Source organism: Bacillus cereus group sp. BfR-BA-01441 (assembly GCF_022663075.1).
Classification (GTDB): domain Bacteria; phylum Bacillota; class Bacilli; order Bacillales; family Bacillaceae_G; genus Bacillus_A; species Bacillus_A cereus.
In genome coordinates this window covers 26120-46246 of the sequence record NZ_JAKUEU010000023.1, presented here as the reverse complement: position 1 = coordinate 46246, position 20127 = coordinate 26120, and the positions used below count along the sequence as shown (strand labels likewise).

Below are 20127 nucleotides of genomic sequence, written 5' to 3'. Positions count from 1 at the left end.
CGAGTTAGGGGCCCCTTTACTAGGAGAATACGGATAAATGGAATAGCGTGAAAATCAAGAAATTTTTGTTTTTAAGCTCGGCATACAGCAGGAAATCTAGACATATATATTTGTAACCTAGTGGTGGCAAGGAGTGCACCATAACTTAGGTAAAGAAAAAGGGGGAGGGAAGCGGGATGAATATTTTACTTTGCTGTGCAGCGGGAATGTCTTCCAGTTTGATTGTTACAAAGATGGAGAAAGCAGCAGAGGCAAGAGGGATAGAAGTAACAATCTGGGCAGTATCAGGTTCTGAAGTGAATAGTCATATTGATAAAGCGGATGTTCTTTTACTTGGACCGCAAGTACGTTATTTATTACCGAAAATGAAAGAACTATGTAAGGATAAAGGGATACCTGTTGATGTCATTCAATCTGTTCATTACGGACTTTGTAATGGAGAAGCTATCTTGCAAGCAGCTTTGTTAATGAAACCATGAGGAGAGTGGGATAGATGATACGGTTTTTAGAGAAGTATGTGATGCCGGTAGCAGGGAAGGTTGCAGAGCAGAGGCATTTACAAGCAATTCGAGATGGAATTATTTTAACGATGCCTTTCTTAATTATTGGATCGTTTTTCCTTATTATTAGTGCACTGCCGATACCGGGATATAACGATTTTATGTCAGGTTTGTTTGGGGAGAATTGGCAGCGAGCTTTAGGGTATCCAGTTAGTGCAACTTTTAATATAATGGCTTTAATAGCTGTTTTTGGAATCGCTTACAGACTTGGAGAGTATTATAAAGTAGATGCTTTAGCATCCGGGGCATTGTCGCTTGTGACGTTTTTACTTGCGACTCCATTTCAAGTTGCATATATTATACCAAGTACAAAAGAAAGTGTACTTGTAGAAGGCGCTATCCCAGCTGCATTAATGGGAAGCCAAGGGTTATTTGTAGCAATGATTATTGCACTTATATCTACTGAACTTTATCGGTTTATTGTACAAAAAAAGATAATTATAAAGATGCCAGAGACAGTTCCACCAGCTGTCACGCGTTCATTTGCAGCACTTGTTCCAGGATTTATTGTTGTAACAGTTATTTGGATTTTACGCTTAATTATAGAAAATACTTCTTTTGGCAGTATCCATAATATTGTAGGACAAATTTTACAGGAACCACTTAGTGTACTTGGTGCTAGTCTTTGGGGCGCAATCATAGCAGTTATTCTCGTTCATGTTCTTTGGTCGTGTGGAATTCATGGTGCTACTATTGTTGGTGGTGTAATGAGCCCCGTTTGGTTGTCGTTAATGGATCAAAACCGAGTTGCTTTTCAAGCTGGGCAAGATGTACCAAATACGATTACGGCACAGTTTTTTGACTTATGGATTTATATGGGCGGTTCTGGTGCAACGCTTGCTCTAGTTGTCGGAATGTTACTATTTGCACGAAGTCAACAATTAAAAAGTTTAGGGAGATTGTCAATTGCACCTGGTATATTTAATATTAATGAGATGGTAACTTTTGGTATGCCGATTGTGATGAACCCACTTTTACTAATTCCATTTATATTAGTTCCAGTTGTGTTAACAATTGTTTCGTACTTTGCAATGGAATGGGGATGGGTCGCACGTCCGAGTGGGGCCGCTGTACCTTGGACGACACCTATTCTTTTTAGTGGATATTTAGGATCGGGCGGGAAAATTTCAGGTGTTATTTTACAACTTGTTAACTTTGCGCTAGCATTCTTCATTTATTTACCGTTCTTAAAAATATGGGATAAACAAAAACTGGCGGAAGAAAAGGGGGAGTAAAGAACTAAAATGGATACGATAGAGACGAAAGCTTTTCATTTAATCTTGCATGGGGGAAACGCGAGAAGTTGTTCAATGGAAGCAATTGATTGTGCGAAGCGTGGGGAGTTTACAGAAGCTGAAGCTAAATTACAAGAAGCACTAGAGGAATTAAAAGAGGCGCACCGTGTACAAACGGAGCTTATCCAGAAAGAAGCTGGTGGTGAAAAGACCGAAGTTACTCTTTTAATGGTACACGCACAAGACCATTTAATGAATGCAATTACGGTGAAAGAATTAGCGAGTGAGTTTGTAGAGTTATATAGGAAGATGTCGGTGGATGAATGAACCTTGCTTATGCAAGGTTTTTTTATCTCGAATTAACGGGCAGTAAAACTCCCACTAATTAAAATTTCATTTTATGTATGTGCCTGTACCATCAGTGGAATGTTCATCCCACTGATGGTATTTTACAATCCTCCTTTTTTCGGATGAGTAAGAGTTATAATTAATCGGCAGTAACAATTTCTCCTATACCACGAATTAATCTTTTTATATGCATCCGTTCCGGTTTTAATATATTTACGATATAATCAATCGATATTTGTGGTTCAACGGTTGTACCGCAAGTATAACAGTCAATAGCTGCAAAATTTTGTTCCGGGTAAGTGTGAATGGAAAGATGGCTTTCTGATAATAACACTAATACAGTAACACCATATGGCTGGAACTCTTTTTTACTTACGTTTAAAACATGGGCACCAGAGTAATCTGCAGCTGTAACTAGATGATATTCTAAAAAGTGCATATCATCTAATAGGGAAAAGTCCACTCCCCACAAATCTACTATTATATGCTTGCCAAAAGTAGAATATTCCATAGGGCAGCACTCCTTACTATAATATCGTCAAAACTTCATTTCCTGTTTGTAGCATTGATGTAAGATAAGATTTGATTCTGAATTTAAAAGAGCGAGGTTACGTTGTTCTAGATGTTCTTCTTTAAATTGAAATAAAGGAAAAAGAAGAGCAGGCAATGTTCGAGGAGTTGGTACTACATATAATTGTTCAATTTGATCGAGTACATGTGCAGAATTAGTAGCAAGATGAAATCCCCAGTCAGTTCCGAAAGAAGGAACGATTGTATGATAGCTTTTTACAGTTAATCCAGCGTGTTCAATTGTATTACCGATACTCCAATATACTAGAGGTGCATCAGCAGGTGAATTAGATTGACAGACGAAAGCACCATCTTCTGTTAAGAATGTAGCTATACGAGCAAATAGTTCGCTTGTATATAAAGTACTTAACAACTCTGTCGCTGGGTCTGGAAAATCAATAATGATTACATCGTATAAAGATGAAGGTGAATTTAGAAATTCTTTTGCATCGCATACGTGCACGTTCACTCGATTATCAAAAAAAGCATTTTTGTTTAAAGATACTATTTCTGGAACATTACGTGCCATATTAATCATCGCCTCGTCTAAATCAACAAGGTCTACATGTAGCACAGTTTCATATTTCAAAACTTCTCGTAAGGCAAGACCATCGCCACCACCTAATATGAGAACACGTTTTGGATCGATTACTTTTGACATAATTGGATGTACAAGTGCTTCATGATAAATTTGCTCATCAACGGAACTAAATTGTAGTTGCTTGTCCAAGTATAAGCGAACATCGTTTACTTGGACTAAATTAATATTTTGATAATTACTTTTTTCTTCAAATAGGTTCGTATGTTCACCAGCTTGTATTTCCTTTAGAGAAATTTCATCCCACACATCTAAGCTGTGTGAATCTGTAGGTACTATAATTACATTTTCCGATTGTACTTGCTTATCTTGCTTATTCTGCTCATCCTGTTTGTCCTGTTTATCTTGTTTTTCTTGTATATCATGCTTGTCCTGCTGTTCTAGTTCAAATTTGTCAGAGTCTAATTCAGAACGCTTGTCTTTTTTATAGCTTGTTATTCTATAAATCTTTATTTTGCTTTGTTTTCTATGTTTTGGCATAGGAATCCCCTTTCGAATTGTGTTATTTTATTCTATTTTATTTTATGTAATCTAGTAGAGTTTGCTTGGACAATAGAATAGATAGAAGACTGAGCCCAAGAAAATGTTGTTTTTTACTAGATTCCTACGATAAAAAAGTTTTTTTAGTGTTTTTTCATATTAAACACAACTAGACAACTAAACACTAATCTATTTTCATACAGTTATGTGTTAAAAGCGTGTTGTTTTATAACACACTGTGTGTTTTTTGAACGACACACTAATTGAAAGCGTTAACACACAAAGAAAACAGTCGAAAAAGCACTGATTTTAGTGGTTTTAAAAAGTTGGCACGCTAATTGCATTAATAAATAGCGTAAAGAAAAATAAATAAAACATAAATTTTTTATACTACACAAGGGGGATTTTCAAATGAATATTTTATTATGTTGCTCAGCAGGGATGTCTACAAGTTTACTAGTTACAAAAATGGAAGCGGCTGCAAAAGCTCGCGGTCTAGAAGGAAAGATTTGGGCTGTATCTGGGGATGCAGTAAAAACAAATATCGATCAAGCAGATGTATTATTATTAGGACCACAAGTTCGTTACATGCTTTCTTCAATGAAAACGCTTGCTGATGAGAAAAACGTTGGAATCGACGTTATCAATCCAATGCACTACGGCATGATGAATGGAGAAGCAGTTTTAGATCATGCATTAACACTTAAAAAATAATTAGGGGGGAAGCGAAATGCAAAAATTTATTGCATTTATGGAGAAATATTTAGTTCCAGTCGCAGGTAGAATTGGATCGCAGCGCCACTTAGTTGCAATCCGTGACGGATTTATCGCAGTTATGCCTCTTATTTTAGTTGGATCATTTGCAGTACTTATAAATAACTTACCAATTGATGCTTTCCAAAACTTTATGAAGGGCACATTTGGTGACGCTTGGAAAGATGTCGGTGGCGGTATGTGGACTGGTTCCTTTGCTATACTCGCCCTCATAGTCGCAGTTGGGATAAGTTACAATTTAGCGAAATCTTACGGCGTCGATGCGTTGTCAGCAGCAATCATTACATTCGGTGCATTAATTATTATTTCTCCGACAACGCCAAAAGAAGGCGGTATTGATTTAGCGTGGACAGGGGCACAAGGTCTATTCGTTTCCATTATAGTGGCTCTTCTTGTAACAGAAGTGTTTAGATTCTTTGTTCAAAGGGATATTACAATTAAAATGCCAGATGGTGTTCCACCGGCAGTAATGAAATCATTCGCAGCGTTAGTTCCAGCATTCGTTATTTTGATTGTAACAGCAGGTATTCAATTAGCTGTGAAACTTGCGGGAACAAGCATTCATAAAATGGTATTTGAAACAATTCAATTACCATTACAAGGTTTAGCGGGTACATTACCAAGTGCAATTATTATCGCGTTACTTATTCACGTATTATGGTTCTTCGGATTACATGGTCCAAATATTATTGGGGGGATTATTGACCCAATCTATTTACCAGCATTAGAGAAAAATATGAAATTATTTAATGATGGTATGTCTGCATATGACGTACCGCATATCTTCACAAAACCATTCTTTGATGTATACGTATATATCGGGGGATCGGGTGCAACGTTAGCGTTCTTAGTGGCAGTAATGCTTGTAGCGAAAAGTGCGCAGCTTCGCGGTGTAGGCCGTGTATCTATCGGTCCTGGTTTCTTTAATATTAACGAACCAGTTATTTTTGGTACGCCAATTGTATTAAACCCAACGTTAATTATCCCATTCGTACTTACACCGGTTGTATTAGTTATTACTTCTTATACAGCAATCACTTTAGGATGGGTACCAAAAACAGTTGCGTTAGTTCCATGGACAATGCCACCAATCTTTAGTGGTTATCTTGTATCGGGCGGAAGCATCGCTGGTGCAGCACTACAAGTGGTGAACTTTGCAATCGCGGTAGTAATTTACTATCCATTCGTATTAATGTGTGACCGTACTTATGTACAGGCTGCAAAAGCTGAAACAAAAGGAAGCGACAATTCAGTATCACTTTAAAAAATATTATTCTGGCGAGTTCCTATAGCTCGTCAGAATAATTACCTTTATATCATGTTCAAAAAGATGAAAAACATCTATATGAACACTAAACTATCATTAATAAATTCATACTTTAATAGACATGTTCAAACTGAAGGGGTATTTAAATCGGTTGAACCTTATAGAGAGGGCGGTAATTATGATGACTACAGCAGAACAAATTCCATTCCAATTGATTTTAAATAGTGGTAACGCACGAAGCTTTGCGATGGAGGCACTTCAATTTGCCAAACAGGGGAAAATGGTAGAAGCAGATGAAGCGATGGTAAAGGCAAAAGAAGCGATTAATGAAGCGCATCATTTCCAAACAGAGCTCATACAATCAGAAGCAAGAGGAGAAAAAACAGAGGTTAGTGTTCTTTTAATTCACGCACAAGATCATTTAATGAATGCGATTACAGTGAAAGAATTAGCAGCAGAGTTTATCGATCTTTATAAAAAGCTTGAAGCGAAAGGGGAATAAAGCATGACTGGAATTAAAATTGCTACAATCGGCGGTGGATCTAGTTATACACCAGAGTTAATTGAAGGATTTATTAAGCGTTATGATGAACTGCCTGTTCGTGAAATTTGGTTAGTAGATATTGAGGCAGGAAAAGAAAAGTTAGAAATCGTTGGTAACTTAGCGAAACGTATGGTGAAAAAATCAGGTTTACCAATCGAGGTACATTTAACACTTGATCGCCGTGAGGCATTAAAAGATGCTGACTTCGTAACAACACAACTTCGCGTTGGTTTATTAGAAGCACGTGCAAAAGATGAAGCAATCCCGTTAAAATATGATGTAATCGGTCAGGAAACGAATGGTCCTGGTGGTTTATTCAAAGCGTTGAGAACGATTCCTGTTATTTTAGATATTTGTAAAGATATGGAGGAGCTCTGTCCGAATGCATGGTTAATTAACTTTGCAAATCCAGCTGGTATGGTAACAGAGGCAGTTCTTCGTTATACAAATATTCAAAGAGTAGTTGGTCTATGTAACGTTCCAATCGGAATTCGTATGGGTCTTGCAAGATTACTTGAAGTAGATGCGAGTCGTGTTCACGTTGATTTCGCAGGTTTAAATCATATGGTATACGGACTAGATGTATACTTAGATGGCGTAAGTGTAATGGACCGTGTGTTAGAGCTTGTGACAGATCCAGAAAAACAAATTACGATGGAAAATATCGCAGCGCTTAACTGGGAGCCAGACTTTATTCGAGGACTTCGTGCGATTCCATGTCCATACCATCGTTATTACTACAAAACACGTGAAATGTTAGAAGAAGAGAAAGAAGCTTCTGTTGAAAAAGGTACACGTGCAGAAGTAGTAAAACAATTAGAAAATGATTTATTTGAGTTATATAAAGACCCGAACTTAGATATTAAACCACCACAATTAGAAAAACGCGGCGGAGCTTATTATAGTGATGCAGCATGTAGCTTAATTACGTCTATTTACAATAATAAAGGTGATATCCAGCCTGTTAATACACGAAACAACGGAACAATTGCAAGCTTACCACATGATTCAGCTGTTGAAGTGAACTGTATTATTACGAAAGAAGGCCCAAAACCAATTGCAGTTGGAGACCTTCCAGTACCAGTTCGCGGTTTAGTACAACAAATTAAATCATTCGAGCGCACAACAATTGAAGCTGCTGTTACAGGGGATTATCATAAGGCGCTGCTTGCTATGACAATCAATCCACTTGTACCATCAGATAAAGTTGCAAAACAAATTTTAGATGAAATGTTGGAAGCACATAAAGAGTATCTTCCACAGTTCTTTAAAAAGGTAGAGAAGTAAAAGCGGCGCTATTTAGCCCGCTTTTTTTATTCTATTAGGAGGTATTATGATGATTAAGTTAATTGTAAATGCAGATGATTTCGGTCTTACAGAAGGTACAAATTACGGCATTATTGATGGGCATATAAATGGACTTGTCAATTCAACGACGATGATGATGAATATGCCAGGAACAGAGCATGCGGTACGCTTAGCGAAAGAGTACAACCTACTCGGAGTAGGCGTACACCTTGTATTAACGGCAGGAGAACCACTGTTAAAGGATGTACCGTCACTCGTAGGGGAAAACGGATCGTTTCATAAACAAAGTGTTGTAAGGAAAGGGAATATAAATCCAGAAGAAGTTGAGAGAGAATGGACTGCTCAAATTGAGAAGTTTTTATCTTACGGATTAACACCAACTCATTTAGATAGTCATCATCATGTGCATAGTTTACCGATTTTACATGATGTTCTTGAGAGATTAGCGGCTAAATATAATGTTCCGATTCGTCGTTGTGAGGAAGATAGAGCGGTGCATCCATTTTCTGATGTGTTTTACAGTGACTTTTATGCGGATGGTGTGACGGAAGATTACTTTGTGAAGTTAAAAGAAAGAGTACAAGGTGAACAAACGGTAGAAATTATGGTTCATCCAGCATATATTGATCCAGAGCTTGTGAAGCGTTCTTCTTACGTAATGGATCGTGTGAAGGAATTGCGTATTTTAACAGAGAGTGAGTTGCCAGAAGGCATAGAGCTTGTGAAGTTTTAATAGAAAAAACGACGGCTACATCATGCCGTCGTTTTTTCTATTTATAAAATGGACAGAACATATCCGCCAAAGGCTCCCAGTATAACGATAACCCAAGGTGGTGTTTTCCAAAAAGCTAGTAAGCAAAAAAGAAGCGAAGCGAAAACGAAATCTGAAGCATTTATAACTGTACTCGTCCAAATAGGATCGTAAAAAGCGGCAATTAAAATACCAACAACTGCGGCGTTAACACCAAGTAGTGCGCCTTGTATGAATGATATTTTTCTCACACTGTTCCAAAATGGTAAAACACCAATAACGAGTAAGAAAGCAGGGAGGAAAATCGCAATTGTTGCGAGTGTTGCCCCAAGCGTCCCGTTTAATACTGCTCCTATATAAGAGGCGAATGTAAATAGTGGTCCTGGTACTGCTTGTGTTAATCCGTATCCAGCTAGGAACTGTTCTTTCGTCATCATTCCGTTTTGTACGAACTCACCTTCAAGAAGGGGCAGCACGACGTGTCCTCCTCCAAATACAAGTGCGCCAGAACGATAGAAACTATCAAATAAAGCGATGTAATAAGAAAACGGTCTTAATATCGGTAGCAGCAGTAATAGTCCAAAGAATAAGACGAGACAAGAAACTGCTATCTTTTTTGAAATAGGTACTTTTATATTTTGTGATTGGCTAATTGGTTGGTTGCGATATAAAAACCAGCCGATAAAGCCACATATTATAATAAGGATGACTTGTGTCCAACTACTTGGCCATAATAAGGCAATTGCGGCAGTTACAATCGCAATCGTCGCACGGTTGCGATCTGGAGTTAACTTTCGGGCCATTCCCCATATGGCATGAGCGACAATAGCTACTGCTACAAGTTTTAGTCCATGAATCGAGCCGGCACTTCCAAGGTCGAACTGATTAAGGAATGAGGCGAAGAAAACCAAAACAAGTACAGACGGTAAAGTGAATCCAATCCATGAAATAATAGCTCCTAATAGTCCGCCTCTTAATAATCCAACCCCCATACCGACTTGACTGCTGGCAGGACCAGGAAGGAATTGACATAGCGCTACTAAATCTCCATAGCTTCGTTCATCCATCCATTTTCTTTTTTGCACGTATTCGTGGTGAAAATAGCCGAGATGAGCGACAGGACCGCCGAATGAAGTAAGTCCTAATTTAAATGAGACGAGAAAAATCTCTAATAATGTGTGAAAGATGTGTTTGTTTTTTTTCAAAATAACCTCCTATAATGTTTTTCTATGTGCATTATACAAGAGACTTTCAATCTACAGGAACGATTTTAATGTAAAGATTTTGTGAATCTTTTCTTTGTAATTAAAATTGAAAAAGTCATAAATGATTATGTCTAAACCATAAAGTAGTAGAAGTAGTGCTGGGAAATTTATATAAGGAGAATGCCTTATGACAACACATTTCTTTGCCAGGTTAACAGGTAAGAGGGAAGTACCTCCTGTAAATACAGAAGCTTTTGGGGTAGCAGAGTTTATTTTTAGTGATGATTTAACGAAATTGCATTACAGAGTAATACTAAAAAATATAGAAAAGGTTACATCGTGTCAAATTCATTTAGGGAAGTCTACTCAAATTGGTCCTGTTGTTTTATATTTGTATGGTCCACTGGAGCAAGGGATTAGTTTGAACGAGGGAAGTATTACTGGTGTAGTGAATGTAGAGGATTTTGAGGGACCTTTACAAGGGAAATCATTTGTACATTTACTTCAAGAAATTATTCAAGCAAATGTATATGTTAATGTCCATACGAAATCACAAAAAAGAGGAGAAATAAGAGGGCGAGTTAGAAAAGTAAAGAAGTAGATGAAAAGGCTGTCCATATGTTGGAACAGCCTTTTCTCATTATATAAGGTGCTAGTTTTAGCGATTATTGTCGGTAAATCGATATGTTTTGAAAATCGCCGATATAACTCACGTTACGGTCGATATTTTTAAAAACGGCCTCAATTAATTTTTAACAGGCTGATTTTTAATAAAGAAGTCCATAACGTAAAATACTTCGTCATCAGGTATTTGTATTTCAAATGTATTTTCAATCGGTTGCAATGCTTTTTTTACTTTCATATACATCCAGTATTCATCTTGTCTTCTTTTCTCTTTATCAGGGTGAGGAAGAAGGCTTTCTCCTTTTTGAAGACGGTCAACCATACAGCTCATATGCAGAATAACCCCCATTAAGCTATCAGGAGTTAGCTGTAAGGAAATTAATTCTTGAATTGTATTTAATGCGTAACGAATTGTTTTAATAAGTAATGCCCCATCGTTACGCTGCATTTGTTGTTCAAGAATATCCGCCATTTTTGCATATGTTTCTTCATACGTAATTAATTCTTGAATGGGCTGAATCGCTGTGTAGTTTACGATGTCTTGGAAATGATATGTTAAGCACGGCACTTGCACATCGAAATTCGTGACGATACAAATGATATTACGCTCTTTTTTTATGTTCTCGATCATTTTCGTTAAATCTTTTTCATGGACGATACTAATCGGAATAATTTCAATTAAGTCTTTATCAAATCGTAAATAGTTCTCTAACATTTTTTGAATAGCTAAAGCACTTCCTTCACCAGTTAAACAAGCTGTTAAAATAACAGATTTCATTGGAGAGAGAGGTTTTTTCTTTTCTTCTTGTACGTTTAAGTAAAACGGTGTTAAATTTTTTACTGTTTCATACAGCGCATCTAATGAATAACCGAGCTGAGCTTTTCGAGCTGCTTCTAGTGCATGTGGTGTGCTCGTCATCGAGAGAACACGTACAGGGATTTTGAACTCCGTTTCTAATATGTCACCGATATAAGCAAGTGACCCCATATCGACAAGTAAGAGAAGCCCATTTACATTTTGTAGTGTTTTCATATACACTTTCACACGTTCCAAGAAATCTTTCGGTGATTCGTGTAACGGCATATCAATACCGGTTACTTCCTCAATACCGAGAAGTTCGTTTGCAACGTTTGCCATTTCAGTTGCGATGCCATTACCGTGTGCTAATATTAATACTTTTACTTCTGTTTGTGAGGCAGGAATTGGATCAACAACGAAGAACATTGTTAAAAAGCCAGCTTCATCAATAGGCATTGTTATTTGTAATTCTTCCTCCAGTAGTTGAATGCATTGCATAGCTACGGAAAAAGCTTCTTTATATTTCGTACGAATTTGATTTAATTGTGGGTGATGTATTTGTTTTCCGCTTTGTAAACGTTGTAGAGTTGTCTGTACATGTAAACTTAAAGCAAGAAATACTTTTTCATCAAATGTCTTAGATAAATGCTTTTCAGCAAGTTCCGCTATTTTTTCACATACGGAAACGATATTACGATCCACAATTTTAAAAACATTTTCATGGCTTGTTTTTTTGGATATTTGGTTAAAATATTGTACGAAAAAGCTTTGAACATCATTTTCTATTAGTAATTCTAATTCTTCCTCTTCAATACCACGTGCTTGAAGTTCTTCGTATTTATAATCAATATAATCGTAAATAGAAGAGCGTTTTTCATCTTCTGTTTTATGATTACTCCAACCTTCCTCACCTGTAAATACAAATGTTTCATTTGGTATTTGGTATAAGTGACGGCTCTTCCTTTCAATGAACAACCCTTCTTTCATATACCAAGGTAAATCTGTACTTGAAACATAGACAGAATCACGTTTCTTTGTGACCAAATCAGAATAGGCTTTCGCACATGCAATTTGAACATCTGTTTTTAATTGACCGATGTTATTGGGACAATTGTAAAAGACGAAAGCACGCATTGCATTTGGGCTAACGTGAATGTCTTTTCGCAGACGAATTGCTTCATTTGTGAAAAATAGCTGTAGTAAAGCAAAGCGCTCTTTATGTTTACGCTCACGAAGTGGTGGCAGCGTAACAGTCATCGGTATACGTCTTGTAAATGTTTTTAATAAAAATGAATTTGGTTCTTCTGTTGTTGCAGTAATGATTAATACTTGTGCTTTACGTTCGTTCTCTGTTTCTCCAAGGCGGCGGTATACTCCGCGGTCAATAAAGGTGAAAAGCATTTCTTGTCCCTCTGGAGGCAGGCGATGTACTTCATCTAAGAAAAGAATTCCTTCATGTGCTTTTTCAATTAACCCTTTTTGATCACTTGCTCCTGTATAAGCTCCTTTTTTAATCCCAAATAATTGCCCGAGTAGTAACTGTGGATTATTTGCATAATCAGCACAGTTAAAGACGATAAATGGTGCATCTTTGGGAAGCTGTTCAACTTCAATTGCATATTCGTGCATTAAAGAAGCAAACATAGACTTTCCGACCCCTGTTTCTCCCAGTAGTAAAGTATGCATACCGTTTGGAGGATAGAGAATAGAAGCTTTCGCTTTTTCAATTGCAATTTTAAGGCTCGTATTTTCAATTGCAAATGTATCCAATGAAGTTATGTCTTTTGAATGCGTTTCCAACGAAGTGTTCGTTTCTATGTAAAAACGAACAGGTCGCGTATTTGTTTTTAATAAACGTTTATCTTTTACAAGTTTGTTTAAATCGCTACTTACATTGGCGCGATCTAGTTGCAGAAATGTAGCGAGTTCTGATGCGGTTACACCTTCTGTATAATTGCCTTTTTGTATTGCGTTAAAAATGAGATCTATTCGTTTCATTTCTATTCACCTCGAAACTTCATCACTATTTAAAATTTTACACAAAAATGGGAAGGGTGGGAAGAGAAAAATAAAACAGCTTTAGCACATAGGCACTAAAGCTGTTACAATCTTGTGTCTTTCCAAAAATTCACCTTGAGATGAGAAGAAGGATTATAGGGAAGAAGTTTGTATCCTTGTGACTGTAAGTAATCAATTACTTTTGGCAGTATTTGTACGGTTACACTCGAATCATGCATTAAAATGACTTCGACTTGTTCATCACTTTGATTACGTACTCTTTCGAGTATGGCAGAAGGATTGTCATAGCTTTTCCAGTCGTATGTATCGATCGTCCAATCCCACATTTTATACTGGGCCGATACAAGTGCGTCACGGTAATTCTTCTTTAAGTAAGGCATACTACCATATGGAACGCGAACGAGATGTGTATTTAATTTCGTAACTTGCTGGACAATGCTTTGTGTTTGCTCCATTTCTGCAATTAAAGTGGAAGGGTCACCAGTGTAAAGGCGTTTTACATCATGTGACATACTGTGAAGTCCGATATAATGTCCGTCTTTAATTAATCGTTGCATTGTCTTTTTATAATGTGGTACTTTTCCACCAATAACAAAGAAAGTTGCTTTTCCGTTCTTTTCTTTTAAGATGTTTAAAATTTGTGTAGTATATTTGTTTGGTCCGTCATCAAATGTTAAGTACGCAATTTTTTGTGTAGGAGAAGTTGTTTCAGTATTTGGATGATATTCAGCAGGAATAACAGTTGTTGCTTCAGTATTAGATGATACGTACATAGTAATCGTTAAAAATAAAATAATACATTGAAATACTCGCTTGATCATAACATTCACCCTCAGTTTGACAATCAAGATGTAAAAAAGAAAACTTGATAATTTTCTTATTATGTATATCTTTCTCCAATAGAGGAACTCTCAAACAATCTATATTTTGGAAATATAAAATAAGAATAAAAAATAGCATCCTCTTATAAGAAAGAGGATGCTATTTGAATATTTCATAATTGAAAAGGCTATACTACAATTAGTCTTCTCGTTTTTTCACTTTTTTATAAAAGGAAATGATTGGTTTGTAGCGTTCATGTACAAGCCCGATTATTTCAGCGATGATTTCTGTGAAGAAAATCAAAGCGAAAAGAAGAATAATGGATAACCATAACGTTGCAGTAGTAAAAATAATGGCATTTACACTAAAGAAAATACCGAATGCGTATATAATTAGTACCGTTTTGCGATGAGAGAATCCCATTGCAAGTAAGCGGTGATGTAAATGCGATTTATCTGGTGCTGAAATAGGTTTTTTATTTACGATACGACGGATGATTGCAAATATCGTATCAAATATAGGTACACCTAAAATGATAATTGGAACGATAAAACTGAATAACGTTACACTTTTGTATAATCCAAGTAACGATATAACAGAAATACAGTATCCTAAAAATAGTGCTCCTGTATCTCCCATGAAAATTTTTGCTGGATGGAAGTTGTAGAATAAAAATCCAATTGTACTTGCTAATATAATTAATGCAAGTGGCAATATAATAGCTGTTCCAGTACCCCATGGGCTAGTGAAGGCCATATATGCTAGCGTTGCAAGTACGATAGATGAAATTCCAGCAGATAATCCATCTAAGCCGTCAATTAAGTTGATTGCATTCGTAATACCTACAAGCCAAAATACTGTAATTGGATAAGCAAGCCATCCAAGTTCAGTATCCCCAAAGAATGGGATATATAATACTTGCACTAATAATCCACTTTTTACAATCATAATGGCAACTAACAGTTGTCCACCGAATTTTACTCTCGCAGATAACTCGTACATATCATCTAAAATTCCGATGATTACAATGATAATTGCACCTAGCGTTATCGATAACATTCTTTGCTCATATAAGCCGCCGACAACAAATCCTACAGCTACACCAATAAATATTGCTAACCCGCCAAGACGTGGCATAATCTTTTGGTGCACTTTACGTGCGTTTGGCTTATCTGTCGCTCCTATTTTAAAAGCTAATTTAATAACTAAAGGAGTAACGACAAGTACAGTGATGAAAGATGCCAAAATGGCATAAATCACTTGTGAGTCCATTAATACCCCACCCTTTATAGTCTAACGTAATTTTTTTTTTGAAAATATATTTATCTGAAAATTATGATGTTTGTTTACAGGCTCATAACATATGGTATCACAAAAAGATTAGAATTCAATCTTTTTTTCTTTTTACGGTTAATGGAAGCGAATAAAATATATGACAATTGTATATAGAATGTTGAATCATATAAGAAGGTTAATCGTACTGGACTTCGGAATGTGACATTTTCTCTTTTTCTTCGATAGTGAATACTTTTATTTCAGTATTATAAGTGTTGCACGTAGAAATGAGTAAGTCTCGTGTTAAAATGTGGGAATTTATTACGCGTAAACTGGCAGCCCCATTCTTACTGATTAAGTTTTACTTTATAGTGCATTTAATTTTACAAAAACTTTAAAAAAAATAAGAGAAGTAATTCATATAATGAAAAAGGAAAAGGGTTTTCTCATTTTTAACGTGAGAGGGGGAAGCGCAGGGAGAATTCTAATTTTCATATCTTTTCTATTGTAAATTCCTGTGCGAAAAAGAAATGAAAATTACGATAGTAGGTACTGGATATGTTGGGTTGATTACAGGAGTAGGATTGGCAAAATTGGGGCATTCAGTTATATGTTTTGATATAGATAATGAAAAAATTGAACGGATAAAACAAGGGGATTTACCTATTTATGAGGTTAGATTACATGAATTAATAAATTATGCATATGAGAATAATGCTTTAATTTTTACATCAAATAAAGAAGAGGCATTTGATGATGTAGAGTTTATATTTATTGCAGTTGGAACACCACCTTTATTAGATGGGACGGCAGATTTAACGTATATTCAGAGTGCTTGTAACGATATTGGATTATATGCGACGAACGATATTATTGTTGTTACGAAAAGTACAGTTCCAGTAGGTACAAATGATGTAATGAAGGGATGGATTGAGGAGAAGTTAAAAGGGAGGCATACAGTACATATCGTATCGAATCCAGAGTTTTTGCGTGAAGGTTCAGGTATTTATGATTTCTTTCATGGAGATCGTATTGTAATTGGAGCGGATAGTGAGGAAGTAGCAAGAAGAGTAGAGAGTTTGTATAGTGAATTATGTTTAGAAACGTATGTTACAGATATTAAAAGTGCAGAGATGATTAAATACGCGTCGAATGCCTTTTTAGCTACAAAGATTAGTTTCATTAATGAAATTTCAAATATATGTGAGAAGGTAGGCGCGAATGTATTAGATGTTGCCAAAGGGATGGGAATGGATAAGAGAATTGGTGCATCTTTTTTAAATGCGGGCATTGGCTACGGAGGGTCGTGTTTTCCGAAAGATACGAAAGCGCTGGTGCAAATTGCGGGAAATGTTGCTCATGATTTTCGTTTGTTAAAAGCGGTTATTGAAGTAAATAATAAGCAACAGCTGCTATTGATTGAAAAAGCGAAAAAAGTTATGAACATGAGTAAAAAGCGGATTGCAGTTCTTGGCGCATCCTTTAAACCGAATACGGATGATATTAGAGAGGCATCATCTCTTATTATAATAGAAGCATTACTTAATATAGGTGCAGAAATTGTTCTTTACGACCCAAAAGCAATTCAATATGTGAAAAATATATTTGGAGATGCTATACAATATAGTAGATGTATAGATGAATCGATTAGAGATGCGAGTGCGGTTTTTATCGTAACAGAATGGGAAGATATTCAAACTTATCCGTTAGAAAAGTACGTACAACTTATGAGGGAGCCTATTTTATTTGATGGGAGAAATTGTTATACTGATGAAGATGTTAAGAAACAAAAGATAGATTATTACTCGGTGGGAAGAAAAAGTATTTGTAATAGAAAAGTTTCTGTTATGCGTTAAAAAGGGATGTACTCATGCATATTTTTATATGTCATAATAGGAGCTGTAATTAGTGAAAGAAAAGAGGCAATCACATGACTGAACGTTTAAAAGTAATGACAATTTTCGGGACACGTCCAGAAGCAATTAAAATGGCACCTCTTGTATTAGAGTTGCAAAAACACCCAGAAAAAATTGAATCGATTGTGACTGTAACAGCACAGCATCGCCAAATGTTAGATCAAGTATTAAGTATCTTTGGAATTACACCAGATTTCGATTTAAATATCATGAAAGACCGCCAAACTTTAATTGATGTTACAACGCGTGGTTTAGAAGGTTTGGATAAAGTAATGAAAGAAGCGAAGCCGGATATTGTACTTGTACATGGTGATACAACAACAACATTTATTGCAAGCTTAGCTGCTTTTTATAATCAAATTCCAGTAGGTCATGTTGAGGCGGGCCTTCGTACGTGGGATAAGTATTCTCCATACCCAGAAGAGATGAATCGTCAATTAACAGGTGTAATGGCGGATCTTCATTTTTCACCAACAGCAAAATCAGCAACGAACTTACAGAAGGAAAATAAAGATGAGTCACGTATTTTCATCACAGGAAATACAGCGATTGACGCGCTACAAACGACTGTAAAAGAAACATATAGTCATCCTGTACTAGAGAAACTTGGAAATGATCGTCTTGTACTTATGACAGCTCACCGCCGTGAAAACTTAGGTGAACCGATGCGTAATATGTTCCGTGCAATTAAGCGTCTTGTTGACAAACATGAAGATGTACAAGTTGTGTACCCTGTTCATATGAACCCTGTTGTTCGTGAAATAGCAAATGAAATTTTAGGTGAACATAACCGTATTCATTTAATTGAGCCGCTAGATGTAATTGATTTCCACAATGTTGCAGCTCGTTCATACTTAATGTTAACGGATTCTGGTGGTGTACAAGAAGAAGCTCCATCACTTGGTGTACCAGTTCTTGTTCTTCGTGATACAACAGAGCGCCCTGAAGGTATTGAAGCAGGTACGCTGAAATTAGCAGGAACAGACGAAGAGACAATCTTTGGTCTTGCTGATGAGCTGTTATCAGATAAAGAAGCCCATGATAAGATGGCGAAAGCATCTAACCCTTACGGTGATGGTCGTGCATCAGAGCGTATTGTAGAAGCGATTTTACAACACTTTAATAAGTAAAAAAAAAGGGCCCAATCGGATAGATTGGGCCTTTTTTTTACGGCTGATTGCGCATAATCCACTCTGCATGAGCATTTGTAGAAGGTGGCGGATCAGTTGGTGTTTTATTTTGGTTTGTCTCTTTTTTTGTTTGTTCGTTAGAGTTAGAACTTGAATTTAAATCAGGATTTGAGTTGTTTTTTGTAGTTGGATTTTTTGCTTTTTCTCCTAATTCTTTTTCAATTTCGTTACGCACCGTTTCTACACTGATTGGATCTGGAAGGAAGTAATAAATACCGCCTATCTTTTTGTCTTCGCCTTCAAGCTTTAACGTTTGCATTGTAGAAGGATCAAATCCAGAAAGTTTATTGTAAAGAGCAAGTCCGTCTGAAATAGGAATGTCGGTTTTTATATATTTTCCAACGACAGCTGTTAAATCTTTAATTTTAAATACAGTAGAGGTGGAGTTTAGTTTATGAGCAACAGCGGCCAGTAATTGTCTTTGTCTAGCAGCTCGACCATAATCGCCATTTGGATCTTGCTTTCGCATACGGACGTAAGCAAGTGCTTCTTCACCGTTTAAGTTTTGCTGTCCTTGCTTAAACTGAATTTTTTTGTAGTAATCCACGTCAGAGCGCTCCCAGAAATCGAAGGGTACGTCAACGGTAACGCCGCCAACAGCATCAACGATACCTTTAAAGCCTTGGAAATCAATTTTTAGATAATGGTCTACAGGAACTTTTAGAAAGCCTTCGACAGTTTTGATTGCCATTTCTTCTCCGCCGTAAGCATGGGCAGCGTTAATTTTGTCTTCCTTATTTTTGCCAACAATTTTAACTCGAGAATCACGAGGAATACTCATAAGTGAAATCTTTTGCGTTTTTGGATTGACTGTTGCAAACATTAATGAGTCTGTACGACCATTTTGACCATCTGTCGCATAATCTTCTATACCCATAATGAGAATTGTAAAAGGTTCCTTTGTAATTTCTACATCTTGGTTTCTTAAATCCGATTTTTCACGAGTAAAACCACTATACATCCCCATAAGAGAAGAGTAAGAATTTAACACATAAACTCCTATGCTGCCAAATAAAAATGCGAAAATAAGGAAGAAGAAAAGTTTCCTTCTTCGCTTCTTTTTTATTCTGCTATTTTGGAGATGATAATAACGTTCTTCCATATATAATCTCCTTAGTTCGTTAGTTCATTTGTAGGGAAGTAATTCACTACATTAATCTTTGAAGGTGATAAATGGGTTATTCTTAGATAACATCTTGTTCTAAGTACAACATATCTCCTTCTGTAATTGTACATTTCCCGTTTGTTAATTCAATCATCCAATCTGTAAATGCTTGTTTGCCGTCTTCTTCTACATACGTATCAAATGTGACATTTTCTAGATAATGAATATCTTTAATGGCATATTTTGAATTGCGTAATTCATTTTCCACTTTGCCAAGTAATGTGTAATCAATCTCGGTTTGCATCACACGCATTAGTTTTCGCTGGACAACACCGACATGATTAATGCCTTCGCTTGTACACTTTCCATATGCACGAATTAATCCACCTGCGCCAAGTTTAATGCCACCAAAATAGCGTGTTACGACGACGACGGTATCTTTTATTCCACGTTTTTTAAGTACTTCCAGCATTGGTACGCCAGCTGTACCGCTAGGCTCACCGTCATCATTTGCCTTTTGAATATGATCTTGTTCGCCAATTAAATAAGCGGAACAATTATGTGTTGCATTCCAATGTTGTTTTTTTATTTTTTGTATAAATTCTTGAGCCTCTTCCTCAGTTGTTGCTCGGCTAATATAACAAATAAATCTTGATTTTTGAATGACGATTTCGTGTTCGCCGTAGTCTTTGATTGTTAAATATTGTAATAGCACTTGTGTACGCCCCTATCTATCA

General features: G+C 36.4%; 19 protein-coding genes. 11 read left to right on the top strand and 8 right to left on the bottom strand.

Annotated elements, in window-relative coordinates; genetic code table 11:
* Window positions 1-176 precede the first annotated feature (176 nt).
* The 3 genes from MR107_RS12240 to MR107_RS12230 are packed head-to-tail and all read left to right on the top strand — an operon-like array spanning window position 177 to window position 2122.
* The gene (locus tag MR107_RS12240) at window positions 177-479 is read left to right on the top strand and encodes a PTS sugar transporter subunit IIB (protein WP_001023554.1); all 303 of its coding nucleotides are present in this window, start codon (window positions 177-179) and stop codon (window positions 477-479) included.
* A 14-nt stretch (window positions 480-493) separates the two neighbouring features.
* A complete protein-coding gene (gene celB, locus MR107_RS12235; protein WP_063246345.1) occupies window positions 494-1795 on the top strand; it encodes a PTS cellobiose transporter subunit IIC in 1302 nt (433 codons plus the stop codon).
* Between the two features lie 9 nt (window positions 1796-1804).
* Window positions 1805-2122: a PTS sugar transporter subunit IIA gene (locus MR107_RS12230; protein ID WP_000379645.1), complete on the top strand. Its 318-nt coding sequence runs from the start codon at window positions 1805-1807 to the stop codon at window positions 2120-2122.
* 160 nt (window positions 2123-2282) lie between these two features.
* Here the strand turns inward: MR107_RS12230 and speD are convergent, their stop codons facing one another.
* Both speD and MR107_RS12220 read right to left on the bottom strand, forming a co-directional pair.
* Window positions 2283-2654 (bottom strand): adenosylmethionine decarboxylase, encoded by a 372-nt coding sequence (speD, locus tag MR107_RS12225; RefSeq protein ID WP_017656387.1) that lies wholly within the window; start codon window positions 2652-2654, stop codon window positions 2283-2285.
* A 27-nt stretch (window positions 2655-2681) separates the two neighbouring features.
* A complete protein-coding gene (locus MR107_RS12220) occupies window positions 2682-3791 on the bottom strand; it encodes a polyamine aminopropyltransferase (RefSeq protein WP_074553750.1) in 1110 nt (369 codons plus the stop codon).
* A 411-nt stretch (window positions 3792-4202) separates the two neighbouring features.
* Between MR107_RS12220 and MR107_RS12215 the strand changes: the two genes are divergently transcribed.
* The 5 genes from MR107_RS12215 to chbG all read left to right on the top strand — a co-directional run bounded on the left by MR107_RS12215 (window position 4203) and on the right by chbG (window position 8417).
* Entirely contained in the window at window positions 4203-4505 is a 303-nt protein-coding gene (locus MR107_RS12215; RefSeq protein WP_001023567.1) for a PTS sugar transporter subunit IIB, read from the top strand.
* A 16-nt stretch (window positions 4506-4521) separates the two neighbouring features.
* Window positions 4522-5829 carry a PTS cellobiose transporter subunit IIC gene (celB, locus tag MR107_RS12210; RefSeq protein ID WP_001168848.1) on the top strand — a complete coding sequence of 436 codons (1308 nt, stop codon included), beginning with the start codon at window positions 4522-4524 and terminating at the stop codon, window positions 5827-5829.
* Window positions 5830-6010: 181 nt separating this feature from the next.
* On the top strand, window positions 6011-6334 hold the full coding sequence (locus MR107_RS12205; RefSeq protein ID WP_000989059.1) for a PTS lactose/cellobiose transporter subunit IIA: 324 nt from the start codon (window positions 6011-6013) through the stop codon (window positions 6332-6334).
* A 3-nt stretch (window positions 6335-6337) separates the two neighbouring features.
* Window positions 6338-7663 carry a 6-phospho-beta-glucosidase gene (gene celF / locus MR107_RS12200; protein ID WP_000145762.1) on the top strand — a complete coding sequence of 442 codons (1326 nt, stop codon included), beginning with the start codon at window positions 6338-6340 and terminating at the stop codon, window positions 7661-7663.
* A 49-nt stretch (window positions 7664-7712) separates the two neighbouring features.
* The gene (gene chbG / locus MR107_RS12195; protein ID WP_048655526.1) at window positions 7713-8417 is read left to right on the top strand and encodes a chitin disaccharide deacetylase; all 705 of its coding nucleotides are present in this window, start codon (window positions 7713-7715) and stop codon (window positions 8415-8417) included.
* A 41-nt stretch (window positions 8418-8458) separates the two neighbouring features.
* On the opposite strand, the gene MR107_RS12190 is transcribed toward chbG, so the two are convergent.
* Window positions 8459-9640 carry a chromate transporter gene (locus MR107_RS12190; RefSeq protein ID WP_242292400.1) on the bottom strand — a complete coding sequence of 394 codons (1182 nt, stop codon included), beginning with the start codon at window positions 9638-9640 and terminating at the stop codon, window positions 8459-8461.
* A gap of 187 nt (window positions 9641-9827) precedes the next feature.
* Here MR107_RS12190 and exsM point away from each other — a divergent pair, with 187 nt between their 5' ends.
* On the top strand, window positions 9828-10241 hold the full coding sequence (exsM, locus tag MR107_RS12185) for an exosporium regulatory protein ExsM (protein ID WP_000207046.1): 414 nt from the start codon (window positions 9828-9830) through the stop codon (window positions 10239-10241).
* A gap of 144 nt (window positions 10242-10385) precedes the next feature.
* Here exsM and MR107_RS12180 read toward each other — a convergent pair whose 3' ends face one another.
* The 3 genes from MR107_RS12180 to MR107_RS12170 form a co-directional block, all read right to left on the bottom strand.
* The gene (locus tag MR107_RS12180) at window positions 10386-13061 is read right to left on the bottom strand and encodes a sigma-54-dependent transcriptional regulator (protein WP_242292399.1); all 2676 of its coding nucleotides are present in this window, start codon (window positions 13059-13061) and stop codon (window positions 10386-10388) included.
* 104 nt (window positions 13062-13165) lie between these two features.
* On the bottom strand, window positions 13166-13903 hold the full coding sequence (locus MR107_RS12175; protein ID WP_000597149.1) for a polysaccharide deacetylase family protein: 738 nt from the start codon (window positions 13901-13903) through the stop codon (window positions 13166-13168).
* 199 nt (window positions 13904-14102) lie between these two features.
* The gene (locus MR107_RS12170; protein WP_006917642.1) at window positions 14103-15176 is read right to left on the bottom strand and encodes a glycosyltransferase family 4 protein; all 1074 of its coding nucleotides are present in this window, start codon (window positions 15174-15176) and stop codon (window positions 14103-14105) included.
* A gap of 533 nt (window positions 15177-15709) precedes the next feature.
* Between MR107_RS12170 and MR107_RS12165 the strand changes: the two genes are divergently transcribed.
* Complete coding sequence (locus MR107_RS12165) at window positions 15710-17035, top strand: UDP-glucose dehydrogenase family protein (protein WP_017656392.1); 1326 nt, start codon at window positions 15710-15712, stop codon at window positions 17033-17035.
* 74 nt (window positions 17036-17109) lie between these two features.
* Window positions 17110-18225: a non-hydrolyzing UDP-N-acetylglucosamine 2-epimerase gene (gene wecB, locus MR107_RS12160; RefSeq protein ID WP_000140145.1), complete on the top strand. Its 1116-nt coding sequence runs from the start codon at window positions 17110-17112 to the stop codon at window positions 18223-18225.
* Window positions 18226-18262: 37 nt separating this feature from the next.
* Here the strand turns inward: wecB and MR107_RS12155 are convergent, their stop codons facing one another.
* Both MR107_RS12155 and MR107_RS12150 read right to left on the bottom strand, forming a co-directional pair.
* Entirely contained in the window at window positions 18263-19387 is a 1125-nt protein-coding gene (locus MR107_RS12155) for an LCP family protein (RefSeq protein ID WP_000392807.1), read from the bottom strand.
* Between the two features lie 82 nt (window positions 19388-19469).
* Window positions 19470-20105, bottom strand: a complete 636-nt coding sequence (locus MR107_RS12150) for a YigZ family protein (protein ID WP_025686691.1) — start codon at window positions 20103-20105, stop codon at window positions 19470-19472.
* Between the last annotated feature and the right edge of the window lie 22 nt (window positions 20106-20127).

Coding starts and splice junctions, on each gene's coding strand:
- MR107_RS12240 (WP_001023554.1), top strand. CDS start 177: ATGAATATTTTACTTTGCTGTGCAGCGGGAATGTCTTCCAGTTTGATT.
- celB (WP_063246345.1), top strand. CDS start 494: ATGATACGGTTTTTAGAGAAGTATGTGATGCCGGTAGCAGGGAAGGTT.
- MR107_RS12230 (WP_000379645.1), top strand. CDS start 1,805: ATGGATACGATAGAGACGAAAGCTTTTCATTTAATCTTGCATGGGGGA.
- speD (WP_017656387.1), bottom strand. CDS start 2,654: ATGGAATATTCTACTTTTGGCAAGCATATAATAGTAGATTTGTGGGGA.
- MR107_RS12220 (WP_074553750.1), bottom strand. CDS start 3,791: ATGCCAAAACATAGAAAACAAAGCAAAATAAAGATTTATAGAATAACA.
- MR107_RS12215 (WP_001023567.1), top strand. CDS start 4,203: ATGAATATTTTATTATGTTGCTCAGCAGGGATGTCTACAAGTTTACTA.
- celB (WP_001168848.1), top strand. CDS start 4,522: ATGCAAAAATTTATTGCATTTATGGAGAAATATTTAGTTCCAGTCGCA.
- MR107_RS12205 (WP_000989059.1), top strand. CDS start 6,011: ATGATGACTACAGCAGAACAAATTCCATTCCAATTGATTTTAAATAGT.
- celF (WP_000145762.1), top strand. CDS start 6,338: ATGACTGGAATTAAAATTGCTACAATCGGCGGTGGATCTAGTTATACA.
- chbG (WP_048655526.1), top strand. CDS start 7,713: ATGATTAAGTTAATTGTAAATGCAGATGATTTCGGTCTTACAGAAGGT.
- exsM (WP_000207046.1), top strand. CDS start 9,828: ATGACAACACATTTCTTTGCCAGGTTAACAGGTAAGAGGGAAGTACCT.
- MR107_RS12180 (WP_242292399.1), bottom strand. CDS start 13,061: ATGAAACGAATAGATCTCATTTTTAACGCAATACAAAAAGGCAATTAT.
- MR107_RS12175 (WP_000597149.1), bottom strand. CDS start 13,903: ATGATCAAGCGAGTATTTCAATGTATTATTTTATTTTTAACGATTACT.
- MR107_RS12170 (WP_006917642.1), bottom strand. CDS start 15,176: ATGGACTCACAAGTGATTTATGCCATTTTGGCATCTTTCATCACTGTA.
- MR107_RS12165 (WP_017656392.1), top strand. CDS start 15,710: ATGAAAATTACGATAGTAGGTACTGGATATGTTGGGTTGATTACAGGA.
- wecB (WP_000140145.1), top strand. CDS start 17,110: ATGACTGAACGTTTAAAAGTAATGACAATTTTCGGGACACGTCCAGAA.
- MR107_RS12155 (WP_000392807.1), bottom strand. CDS start 19,387: ATGGAAGAACGTTATTATCATCTCCAAAATAGCAGAATAAAAAAGAAG.